The following is a 12159-nucleotide window of genomic DNA, read 5'->3' on the forward strand; positions in this document are numbered from 1 at the left end:
TCTTATTAAGGGAAACAAATTGAAACTTTTTTTTATATTTTTTACAAGCGGTTTTCTCTTTTTGTATGCCTCTTTTGATATATCTTCCATCAAAGCTGACTTTATACAAACCATAACAAATGAACAAAACAGCACCATAAAATACAGCGGTAAATTTTATGCAAGAAGTGATGACAAAGCTCTTTGGATATATCAAAAACCTATCCTTAAAAAACTATACTTTTTAAATGGAAAAGTTATCATAATCGAGCCGGAACTTGAACAAGCCATATTTTCAAGAGCAAAAAAACTTCCCAAAATCCTAGATATACTAAAAACGGCTAAAAAAAACGGGGATCAACTTCTAGCAAAATGCTGTGATACAACTTACCATATAACTATAAAAAATGATAAAATCATCTCAGTTTCCTATAAAGACAAAGTTGGAAACAATGTAAGGATATTCTTTAAAAACGAAGATACCAATCTTATCATTGATGATGAAATCTTCAAGTATAATATACCTGAAGATTATGATATATTACAAAACTGATGTAAACAATATCAGTTAACTAAGGAAAGATAATGGCTACAAATAAAACCATAATTATTGGTGGTGGGATAGTTGGACTAAGTTGTGCGTATATGCTTATGAAAAGAGGGCATGAGGTTACCGTGATAGATAAAGGTGATATCAGTGACAATACCTCTTTTGGAAACGCCGGACTTGTTTCACCCTTTGAAGAGCCGCCTCTTTCAAGACCGGGCATCATAGCCAGCACAATCAAACTGATGCTAAAGAACCAAAGCCCCTTACTTATAAACGGAATCTCTCCTAAGATCATCAAATGGTTGTGGCTCTTTGCCAAAAATGCGAACGAACAGAGACTCAAAAGAACATTGATACTCTTTGAAAAATATGGCGAAATATCAATGTCTCACTACAAGGAAATGGCCGAAGAGTTTGAGTTTGATTTTCATCACACAGGTGTAGCTATGGTATATACTGATATGAAATCTTTCGAAAAAGATGCCAAAGAGTGTGAAAACAATCCCTACAAAGAAGCCTGGGACAATGAAAAAACAAAACAGATGGCACCATGTGTTAACGAAAAAGTGGTAGGTTCCATCTTTCTCAACAGAAATGCCCACTTAAATCCTGCCATGCTCATGAAAAATTTAACCGCATACCTAAAAGAAAAAGGTGTGAAATTTGTCTTGAATACCGAGATTATAAATTTTGAATTTCAAAATGACAAAGCCATAAAGGCTTTGAGTAAAGATGATGCCTTTGAAGCTGACAATTTCATAGTTTCAACCGGCAGCGATGTCTCACTCTCCAGGAAAACAGGGGTTGATTTGATGCTAACTCCCGCAAAAGGCTACAGTATGACTTTTAAAATGGATGAAGAGCTGAAACCAAAAACAGCGCTTTTGTTTAAAGACCAATTCATAGGTTTCATACCAAGAAGTGACAGCGTGAGGATAACAAGTAAACTTGAACTTGGCAACCATGACTACAGTTACAAAATGAGCAGATTTGAAAGCATACTAAATACATTAAAACCTTTTGTCGAAGATTTTGAGATGAAAGATCCAGAGTACTGGACAGGTTTTAGACCTTTAACACCAAATGATATCCCCCTTTTCGGGAGAGATGAGAGATATGACAATGTCATACATGCAAACGGCTTAGGATGGCTTGGCATCACTTTCGGTCCTGCCATAGGTGATTTGGTCAGTGAACTTATAGACAAAGAGATAGAAAACAAAAAAAGTGACGATGTACTTCTTTTTTCAGGGTTTTATCAGGGATGTTAATTTTAACTTATAAATCATAAAAGAATTTAGATATTTTCCTAAATTCTTTTATGTGAATCGGTAGAAAAAAGATAAAACTTTTTTGGATCAATATATATCGTTAATGTTTTTTTCGCTTTATCTATATGCTCATTCGTTTTAACAATAATCTTATGAGTATCTATTTGTGCGTAAATTAGACTATCGCTTCCCAATCTCTCTATCATTTGGATATCTATAACCACCTTAATGCTTCCGATAAAATATTTTAGCAAGATATCTTCGGCCCTAATACCTATAAATACATCTTTATCATATATTGTTTTTGAAAGCTCTATTTTTTCATCACAAAAAAATATATAATTATCCTCTACTCTGGTTTTAAAGATATTCATGGGAGGAATCCCCATAAATTTTGCAACAAAAAGTGTGCATGGGTTGTCATATATCTCATCCGGTGTTCCAACCTGCTCAATTTTTCCACTGTTAAGCACCACAATTCTATCAGCTAATGTCATAGCTTCAACTTGATCATGGGTAACGTATATGGAAGTAATTTTTAATTTATCATGTAGTTTTTTTATCTCGATACGCATTATATTTCTTAATTTTGCATCAAGATTGGAAAGAGGTTCATCAAATAAAAATACTTTTGGCTCCCTGATAATTGCTCTTCCCATGGCAACCCTCTGTTTTTGCCCACCGCTAAGCTGATTTGGTTTTCTTTTGAGCAATCCTTCTATTTGCAATAAAGTGGCTATATCTCTTACTTTAACAGATATTTTTTGTTTAGGTATTTTTCTATTTTTTAAACCATAAGAAAGATTTTGTTCTACATTCATATGAGGATATAGTGCATAATTTTGAAACACCATGGCAATATCTCTTTCGGCAGGAGGTATATTGTTTATAATTTTACCTTCAATTTTTATAAATCCGTCAGTGACATCTTCTAATCCGGCTATCATTCTAAGAAGTGTTGATTTTCCACATCCACTGGGCCCTACGACTACTAAAAATTCTCCTTTTTTTACATTAAGATTGATTTTTTTAATTATCGTCTCTTTTTTATCATAACTTTTTACAACATTTTCTATATCTAAATATCTCAATATTTTTTTCCTTATTTCTCAGAATCTACCAAGCCTTTAATAAACCATCTTTGAAAAAATACAACTATCAATACAGGTATTATTAAAGCTACTATAATCATTGCAAATGCTCTATTGAATTCCGGCAGATAACTCCCTTCAAAATTACTTTGATATATCTCTTTGATACCTAAAAGTATTGTGTTATATTCAGGTTTTGTTGTCATCATAACAGGCCATAGATATTGATTCCATCCAACTATAAACATAACTATAAATAGTGCGGCAATCATTGTTTTGGATATCGGCACTAAAATATCTATAAAAAATTGCCAGCTATTTGCACCATCAATCTTGGCTGCTTCTAGAAGCTCTTCCGGTACAGATTTATAAAATTGTCTAAAAAAGAATGTTCCTGTTGCAGATGCAATCAAGGGGATGATCAATCCTGTATAACTATTTAGCATATTTAATTTTGCCAAAACTTCAAATGACGGAACGATTCTTACCTCAACAGGTAACAGAAGTGTGAAAAAGATAATCCAAAAGAAGAAATTTGCCAATTTAAATCTAAAATACACTATCGCATAAGCAGCCATAGAGGAGATGATAACTTTACCTACCGCAAAACCAATCGCAAGTATCAAAGAGTTTAGCATCATTCTTGCAGTTGTTACATTTTTAGTATATCCAGTATGTTCAAAAAATATACTATGATAAGTTTTTAAAAAATTATTTCCGGGTAAAAACTGCAATCCATTGGACAAGATTGCTTCAGGTAAGTGGGTAGAGGATGCAAATATAACCCAAATAGGCACTAAAAAAATCAAAACTCCTGCAATCAAGATAATATGTGAAAAAATATTAACAAATGATATAGGTTTAATAATGAATCCTTTTTTCTATATACTTAAATTGAAATATTGTTATCAAAAGCACAAAAAGAAAAAGTACAACCGATTGTGCCGACGAACCACCGATGTCAGCACCCAAAAACCCATCTTGATAAATTTTGTAAGCAAGAGTTTTTGTCTGCCCCATAGGTGTACCTCTAGTGGTAGTATCTATAAGACCGAATGTATCAAAAAATGAGTATGTTATATTCGTAATTAATAAGAAAAATGTCGTTGGTGCCAATAATGGAAAAATTATAGTCCAAAATCTTTTTGCAGAACTTTTACAATCTATCAATGAGGCCTCTATGATTGATTTTGGTATTCCTTGCAGACCTGAAAGAAAAAAGATAAAATTAACACTTATCTGTTTCCATGTTGCCACAAATACCAACATAATTTGCGCATCAAAAGGATCACTTTTTGGATTAAATTTCCAACCTAAAGAGTTTAAAAAATTATACATATCACCATGGCTTTCATTAAAAAAGAAAGTTGCAATCAATCCCACAACTGCTGGAGCTATGGCATAAGGCCACATCAAAAGTGTTCTGTACAAACCTTTTGCTTTAATTACATTGTTTGCTTTATAAGCAAGCATAAGACCTATACTTAAAGAAAAAAGTGTTACAAGCAAAGCAAATATCAGTGTAAAAACAATACTCGAATAGTAGTCACTGTTAAAAATTGCATCTTTATAATTTTGAAACCAAACAAAATGTGAACTGATACCAAAAGCATCTTCCATTATAAAGGAGTAATAAAAAGCCATAATAGAAGGCCATATAAAAAAAATTAATATTATAATCATTTGAGGAAATACAAACAAATACTGTATATATTTACTTTTAAATTGAACTTTTTTCACAGTTTCTTTTTTCCTAATTTATCATCTGTTAGCAGCAATAATGCTGCTAACAGATAAATTTATCTATAAGTTTGGGCAAATCTTTTTAAAAGCTTGTCACCTTTGATATCTACATCTCTCAAAGCTTGTTCAGCATTTTTTTTACCGTTTAAAATATTTTCAAATTCTACTACCATTACTTCTCTAATTTGCACATAATTACCGAGTCTGTACCCTTTTGTCCACTTTTGAGTAGGAAGGCTTAACTGCTTAATTCCAATTTCAGCATCAGGAACTCTCTTGTAGTATCCATCTTTTTTTGCCAATTCGTATGCTGCATTTGTAATAGGCACATAACCTGTTGATTTATGCCAAAAATATTGATTTTGAGGGCTGGTTAAAAATTGTAAAAACTTGGCAACACCTTTGTATTTTTTATCGCTTTTTCCACTAAATACAAACAGTGCCGCACCTCCTATAAAAGTTTGTGCACCTTTTTTGATAAATTTTTTCCAAAATGGAAGATATGTAGTTCCAAAATTAAATTTTGCCCCTTTTTTCAAACCACCGAAAGATCCGCTTGAACCAATCCACATTGCAACCTTTTGGTCATAAAATGCTTGTTGATTATCAGCCCATCCTTTTCCATAGTAACCATAATAACCGGACTTCAACCAGCTTCTTAGCTTATCCCAATGATAAACCATAGCAGGATTATCATAATATAACTTTGTCGCAAAACCTGAAAAACCGTTATCTTTATCTGCTATCTGCAAGTTATGTCTCGAATGGAAATTCTCTGCAAATATCCATGGACTATGGCTTTGTGAAAAACCTATATATCCTGCTTTTTTAAGCTTTGGAGCAATTTTTTCAAAATCTTCCCAAGTTTTTGGAGGATTTTTGATACCTGCTTTTTGAAAAGCGTCTTTATTATAATACAAAACTGGAGTTGAACTGTTAAACGGACATCCAATCATTCTACCTTTTGAATCCGCGTAAAAATTTCTTACTCCACTTATATAGTCTTTTGCATTAAACTTTACACCATAATTGTCAAAAAGTTTAGCCACCGGATATACAACACCTTTTGCTCCTATAATAGTCGCCGCGCCTGCATCAAAAATTTGTATAATATCAGGTGATTTATGTGCCCTATAAGCAGCTATACCGGCTGTCATGGTATCCTCATAGCCACCTTTATATACAGGAATTACTTTATACTCATTTTGGGAAGCATTAAAGTTATTTGCCATTTCATTTACTACTTCACCCAATCTTCCGCCCATAGCATGCCACCAAGTTATATTGGTTCCAGCATTTAAACTTACCGTTACCATAAAAATAGCTATAAATAACACTATTTTACTCTTCATCTTACGCTCCTATAATTTTTACTAAAATTATCTAAAATTTTAGCTACAAAGCGTATTGTAACAACAAATGATAACAAAATGATTACACTATAATTGTAAAAAAGTAAGATTTTTAAAAAATAAGTTTATAAAAAAGATACTGTTAAGAAATATTATAAAAATACTTACTTACAGCATCCTTCTTTTTTTAAAGCTTTTACTATGTCATCAACAGATAGTGAAGAAGATTTGTCAACAGATTCGAAATTTGTGATATAAACATCATCTATGTCAACATCATGTTTTTTGGCACTGTACTCTTTTAATAGTTTTTTAAAACTCTCTTTACCTTGTGAAGTTGCAAGATTTTCCACATAAAAGCTTCCTATGACGACATTGAGTGCATCGATGACCTTATAACTTTCATCTTCGACATATCTTCCTTCTATGATCAAGCTCATCTCTATCTTTTTTAAACTTTTTGAGCTTGACGAAAATATATCGGTGGTAAAATGATCTATATGTAAAGTCTGGGCCTGCAACATCAGTACTGATAAAAACAAGATTATTAATTTTTTCATATGTTTCTCCTCTTTGAAATATCAAGCAAATATAGTGCCATTGTAACACTATGTAACATCTTAGAACTATTTTTCAACACAAATAATCTATTTACAAGATATATTAATATTTCTTTTTGTAATATTGTTGTAAATATTTTTAGGATAAACAGTATGAATCTTCCAAAAGCAGTTACTATAGTTGAAGTAGGACCAAGAGATGGTTTTCAAAGCATAAAAGAGTGGATACCAACCGATTTGAAGCTTCAAATCATAGAAAAACTTATAGAAGCAAATTTTAAAAAGATAGAGATCACCTCTTTTGTCAGTCCAAAAGCCATACCGCAAATGAAAGATGCAAAAGAGATAGTCTCATATCTTTTAAACAAGTATGAAGATAAAAAAGATATCTTCCATGCACTTGTACCAAATCTCTACGGAGCAAAAGCGGCTTACGAGTCAGGTTTGAGGGAGATAACTTATGTCATATCGACCAGTATTTCCCACAACAAAGCAAATGTCAGACGTACACGAGAAGAATCTTTTGATGAGTTAAGGGAAATAAAGACAATCTTTCCAGATATGAAAGTCAAGTTTGCCGTTGCCACGGTATTTGGCTGTCCTTATGAAGGTGATATAAAGATAGAAGAAGTCAAATGGATGGTGCAAAACGGACTTGACATAGGAGTGGATGAGTTTTGTCTTGCTGATACCATAGGAGTTGCCAACCCTTTGCAAGTTGAAGAGGTTTTGAGTGAACTTACTTCAACTTTTAAAAATATAGACTTTTCACTTCACTTGCATGACACCAGAGGAATGGGCTTGGCAAATGTCATAGCCGCACTAAATAATGGAGTGACAAAGTTTGAATCAGCCATAGGAGGTCTTGGAGGATGTCCATTTGCTCCCGGAGCCGCAGGCAATATAGCAAGTGAAGATTTGGTAAATATGCTTGAAAAAATGGGAGTAAAAACAGATGTAAAACTGGATGTTTTACTATCAATCATACCGACTATAAAAGAGAAAATCAAGCCTGTACTAACAAGTCATTTGGCTTATGCAGATATAGAGTGTAGGATTTAGAATGTAGTCGAAATATTGACTCATCTGCCTCCCAATCAAAGATTGGTGGCAAACAAGCTATGACACATATTTTAGGAGAAAAACAATGGAAAAAAATGAAATGCCGCTTGAAGGGGTAAAAGTACTTGAGCTCGGTAGCCTTATAGCAGGTCCGTTTGCAGGGAGAATCTTTGCCGAATTTGGTGCTGAAGTTATCAAGGTAGAGCCTCCAAAACTCGGTGATCCTTTAAGAAAATGGAGGCTTATGAAAGATGATACCTCTTTATGGTGGTATGTCCAATCAAGAAATAAAAAGTGCATAACCCTGAACCTAAGAGAAAAAGAGGGGCAGGAAATCATCAAAAAATTAGCCAAAGAAGTTGATATCATCATAGAAAACTTCAAGCCAGGTACTCTTGAAAAGTGGGGCATAGGTTATGAGGATTTAAAAGCTATCAATCCCAAGATCATCATGATAAGGATATCAGGATACGGACAAGATGGACCATACAGTCAAAAGCCGGGATTTGGCAGTATCGGCGAAGCCATAGGAGGCATCAGATACCTTACAGGCTATCCTGATCTTCCTCCTGTTAGAACCGGTATCAGTATAGGAGACTCCATAGCTGCCATATATGCGGTGATGAGTGGTATGATGGCACTTTATCATAGAGATATAAAAGGCGGCGAAGGTCAGTATATAGATGTAGCTCTATATGAGGCTATATTTAGTCTTATGGAGAGCATGGTGCCTGAGTATGATCAATTTAAATATATAAGGGAAAGAAGCGGAAACACACTTCCAGGTATCGCACCATCTAATATATATCTTTGTAAAGATGGCAAATACATAGCTATCGGGGCAAACGGGGATAGCATATTTAAAAGATTGACAAAAGCTATGGGTAGAAGTGATCTTGACAATGAAGAGTTTGCGCACAATGACGGTAGAGCAAAAAAGATGAAGTATCTTGATGAACAGATAGAAGCCTGGACGAAGAGTATGCCTATGAAAGAAGTTTTAAAGATACTTGATGAGTATCAGATACCGTCAGGTCCGATTTACAACATAGAAGATATATTTAATGACATCCACTACAAAGCAAGAGATATGATAAAAGATGTAGATGTTAAAAACCTTGGAAAGCTTAAAATGCCCGGCATCATACCAAAATTCAGTAAAACCCCCGGTCAGATAAAATGGGCGGGAGCAAAACTTGGTGAACACAATGAAGAGATTTATATAAAAGAGTTAGGGTTGAGCAAAAAAGAGTTGGAAGATCTAAGCAAGAAGGGTATCATTTAGAACTATTTTGTTACATTTCTCTACATATTTTTAATTTTACAGCAGTAAAACTAAAAATGTAGTGTTAATTTAATATTTTATCTGATATTATGCACCATATATAGTTTTAGATGTTTTTTGCAACATTTCATTACAAGGCAGAAAGTTGAAAAGCTACTTCCTGTAACTTGAAACTTTCTAACGCCGTAAGGGAGTGTTGCAAAAAGCACCCAAAGGGCAAGACAATAAGGCATTATCTGCTGTGTTAGATTTTCTCACCTTAACTACGGTTAGGCTTTCAAAAATCTGCCTTGCATATAACGCCTTCTTGTCTTGTCTAAAATTATATATGGTGCGTAACATCAGATTTCATATAGTAGTATGATAAAAATTTAAAAAAAGGACAAAAAAGATGAAGTTAAAAAATATTGCTCTTAGCATACTTTTGGCGTCAGGTTTAAGTATGGCTGCACAGGCCGCAACCACTATCAGAGTGACACTGCAGTTGCCTATAACCCACTCTTTGGGACAGAACTGGCTGGAGTTTAAGAAAATCGTTGAGGAAAAGTCAAACGGTGATTTGAAAGTCGTTATCTTTCCTTCTGCTCAATTGTATAAAGATAAGCAAGTCCCGGGAGCCGTAGGAAGCGGTGCTATAGAGGCAGGTTCAGCATTTCTTGGCAGATTTACCGGTTCAGTTCCGGCTGTTGACATAGTAAGTCTTCCATTTTTCTTTAAAAATGACAAACTTTTAAGTGCGGTTGTATCAAACGGTTCAAAAACAAGAGCGATTTTAGATAAAGCTATACTAAAAGAGACTGGAGATAAAATCCTTTGGTGGCAGGCATTTGGTCACAATGTTTACTTGACAAACGGTAAGCCTATAAGATTGCCAAGTGATTTAAAAGGCAAAAAAGTAAGGACTTACGGAAAGATACTAAGCTGGACGGTTGAAGCACTTGGCGGCAATCCGGTCATCATGTCAGGCTCAAAGCAGTTTTTAGCTTATCAACAAGGTGCGGTTGACGTAGGTATGACAGGACTTTCAGCGGTAAAAAGTAGAAAACTTTATGAAGTTATGCACGATATGACGCTATCATTTGATAACGTTATAGAGTTCGTTGCTATAATGAACAATAAATTCTTCAACTCCCTAAGTAAGAAAAATCAAAAGATTATCATGGATGCAGCCGGCATAGTGGAGAAACATTTAAGAGAGCAAGTTTACTCAAGTGAAGACAAGATAGCAAAATATCTCGAATCAAAAATGAATGTCGTAAGACTGACTCCGGCAGAAAGAGCGAAATGGGTAGAAGCTACAAAACCGGTTATAGAAAGATACAAAAAATCAGTCGGACCTATGGCTGATGAGGTACTTGAAGCAGCCAAAGAAGATATGGCCAAAGTACAGTAACAAAGTCAAACAAGGGGATGGATATCCCCTTGAACTCATACAAAAAGATAATAATGATAAAACTCATAGATAATATTTCAGAATTTTTCGGCAAATTTTCAGCTTGGCTCTTTTTCTTTATAGGATTGATCGTAACTTATGAAGTGATAGCAAGATATGTTTTCAATGCTCCAACCATATGGGTTGATGAAGTTTCAACCGTTTCGCAGATATGGGCCGCTTATATAGGTATAGCATATGCACTAAAACATAAAGATATGATAGTTATAGATATAGCCTTTAAAAATCATGACAGCTTATCTAGAAAAATTGTCGAAACATTCTCTTTGGTCGTTATCATTGCATTTAGCGCTATAACTGTCAAATACGGTTTTGATATATGGCTTGATTCCACCCTAAAAGGGCATCATACCGACACATTACTTGGACTTCCAAAGTGGTTTACTCAAGCCTCCATCTGGATAGGTTTTCTTATACTTTTTTTACAAGGTATCGTTGAGATATTTAAAATCTGGACTAAAGGGATAGATCCAAATGAAGAACTTGAAATGATCAAAGAGAGTGTTTAAATGAGTGCTTTTATCATACTTTTCATACTTATAATTTTACTTGTCATAAGAGTTCCGGTTGGATTTGCACTCGGTGGACTAGGAGCTGCACTTTTAGCTTACTTTCCGCTTCCTTTAAATGCAATCCCCCAAAGACTTTACGGCACTATGGATAGTTTTGAGCTTTTGGCTGTTCCTATGTTTTTACTTATGTCAAATGTTTTACTCAAAGGAAAAGTAGGAAAAGACCTCTTTGCCGCGGTTCAAAGCTGGATAGGACACTGGCCGGGAGGCTTGGGAGTAGCCACTATACTATCTTGCGGTATATTTTCAGCGGTTTCGGGCTCATCTGTGGCAACTGCGGCTACCATAGGAACAGTAGCGATACCTGAAATGACAAAAAGAGGTTATCCAAAACATTTTGTTTATGGACTTTTAGCAGCAGGCGGAACACTTGGCATCATGATACCTCCATCCATCCCTCTTATCATATATGGTGTAGTTTCAGAAAGTTCCATACCGAAACTCTTTTTAGCAGGTATCGGACCAGGACTGTTTTTGATAGTTTTATTTATCTCATATGGTATGCTATATTCTAGGATAAGCAAGCAGTATCATGCCATACCCAAAGCCACTTGGAAAGAAAGAATGGAAGCTACTAAAATGGCACTTCCTACCATCTTTATCGCTGCATCGGTCATAGGGTCTATCTATCTAGGTGTAGCAACTCCTTCAGAGAGTGCGGGTGTGGGATTTGTTTTGTCAATGGTAGTTACTTTTTTGATGGGCAGATTAAATTGGCAAAACTTAAAAGAAGCAGTTTATGACTCGGCAAAAACCACCATCATGATATTTATCATCATAGCAGGAGCCAAAGTCTTCTCCTATGCTATAACTTTATATATGATCCCACAAAATATATCCGAACTTTTAGTGCAAAATATATCAAATCCAACGATTTTCATATTTGCTATAGGCTTGGTACTTTTGTTTGTAGGATTTTTTTTAGAGTCATTATCTATGCTTCTTATCATGGTACCGGTACTATTTCCGGCCATAATGGATAAGATGATAGATCCCATATGGTTTGGTTTATTTTTTGTGATACTCATAGAAACTGCTCTCATCACACCACCGGTAGGGATGAATCTCTTTATCATCCAAGCTATATCAAATGCAAAATTAACCGAGATAGTAAAAGGTGTTTGGCCTTTTGTTCTTATCATGCTCTTTACTGCAACTCTCATGTGGTTTTGGCAAGGTTTGGCTCTTTATATACCATATCATTTTTAGTATTTATTCTTAGTATATATTTTTAAATACTT

12 protein-coding genes are annotated in these 12159 nt (G+C 34.6%); 7 read left to right on the forward strand and 5 right to left on the reverse strand.

Annotated features, from left to right (window positions below):
• Positions 1-19: 19 nt before the first annotated feature.
• Complete coding sequence (gene lolA, locus ACZ47B_RS04585; protein ID WP_464895503.1) at positions 20-532, forward strand: LolA-like outer membrane lipoprotein chaperone; 513 nt, start codon at positions 20-22, stop codon at positions 530-532.
• A 32-nt stretch (positions 533-564) separates the two neighbouring features.
• The gene (locus tag ACZ47B_RS04590) at positions 565-1800 is read left to right on the forward strand and encodes an NAD(P)/FAD-dependent oxidoreductase (RefSeq protein WP_464895504.1); all 1236 of its coding nucleotides are present in this window, start codon (positions 565-567) and stop codon (positions 1798-1800) included.
• Positions 1801-1838: 38 nt separating this feature from the next.
• Here ACZ47B_RS04590 and ACZ47B_RS04595 read toward each other — a convergent pair whose 3' ends face one another.
• The 5 genes from ACZ47B_RS04595 to ACZ47B_RS04615 all read right to left on the reverse strand — a co-directional run bounded on the left by ACZ47B_RS04595 (position 1839) and on the right by ACZ47B_RS04615 (position 6546).
• Positions 1839-2891 carry an ABC transporter ATP-binding protein gene (locus ACZ47B_RS04595; RefSeq protein ID WP_464895505.1) on the reverse strand — a complete coding sequence of 351 codons (1053 nt, stop codon included), beginning with the start codon at positions 2889-2891 and terminating at the stop codon, positions 1839-1841.
• Positions 2892-2902: 11 nt separating this feature from the next.
• On the reverse strand, positions 2903-3688 hold the full coding sequence (locus ACZ47B_RS04600; RefSeq protein ID WP_464895506.1) for an ABC transporter permease subunit: 786 nt from the start codon (positions 3686-3688) through the stop codon (positions 2903-2905).
• A 64-nt stretch (positions 3689-3752) separates the two neighbouring features.
• Complete coding sequence (locus ACZ47B_RS04605; RefSeq protein ID WP_464895507.1) at positions 3753-4535, reverse strand: ABC transporter permease subunit; 783 nt, start codon at positions 4533-4535, stop codon at positions 3753-3755.
• Positions 4536-4690: 155 nt separating this feature from the next.
• The gene (gene ugpB, locus ACZ47B_RS04610) at positions 4691-5986 is read right to left on the reverse strand and encodes a sn-glycerol-3-phosphate ABC transporter substrate-binding protein UgpB (protein WP_464895508.1); all 1296 of its coding nucleotides are present in this window, start codon (positions 5984-5986) and stop codon (positions 4691-4693) included.
• A 164-nt stretch (positions 5987-6150) separates the two neighbouring features.
• Complete coding sequence (locus tag ACZ47B_RS04615) at positions 6151-6546, reverse strand: flagellar basal body-associated FliL family protein (protein ID WP_464895509.1); 396 nt, start codon at positions 6544-6546, stop codon at positions 6151-6153.
• 153 nt (positions 6547-6699) lie between these two features.
• Here ACZ47B_RS04615 and ACZ47B_RS04620 point away from each other — a divergent pair, with 153 nt between their 5' ends.
• The 5 genes from ACZ47B_RS04620 (at position 6700) to ACZ47B_RS04640 (ending at position 12127) form a co-directional block, all read left to right on the forward strand.
• Positions 6700-7608, forward strand: a complete 909-nt coding sequence (locus ACZ47B_RS04620; protein ID WP_464895510.1) for a hydroxymethylglutaryl-CoA lyase — start codon at positions 6700-6702, stop codon at positions 7606-7608.
• An 85-nt stretch (positions 7609-7693) separates the two neighbouring features.
• The gene (locus ACZ47B_RS04625) at positions 7694-8893 is read left to right on the forward strand and encodes a CaiB/BaiF CoA transferase family protein (RefSeq protein ID WP_464895511.1); all 1200 of its coding nucleotides are present in this window, start codon (positions 7694-7696) and stop codon (positions 8891-8893) included.
• Positions 8894-9284: 391 nt separating this feature from the next.
• Complete coding sequence (dctP, locus tag ACZ47B_RS04630; protein WP_464895512.1) at positions 9285-10286, forward strand: TRAP transporter substrate-binding protein DctP; 1002 nt, start codon at positions 9285-9287, stop codon at positions 10284-10286.
• Between the two features lie 29 nt (positions 10287-10315).
• The gene (locus tag ACZ47B_RS04635) at positions 10316-10855 is read left to right on the forward strand and encodes a TRAP transporter small permease (RefSeq protein ID WP_464895513.1); all 540 of its coding nucleotides are present in this window, start codon (positions 10316-10318) and stop codon (positions 10853-10855) included.
• The gene (locus ACZ47B_RS04640; protein ID WP_464895514.1) at positions 10856-12127 is read left to right on the forward strand and encodes a TRAP transporter large permease; all 1272 of its coding nucleotides are present in this window, start codon (positions 10856-10858) and stop codon (positions 12125-12127) included.
• The last annotated feature ends 32 nt before the right edge of the window (positions 12128-12159 follow it).

The sequence above is a fragment of the Thiofractor thiocamini genome (genome assembly GCF_055384375.1).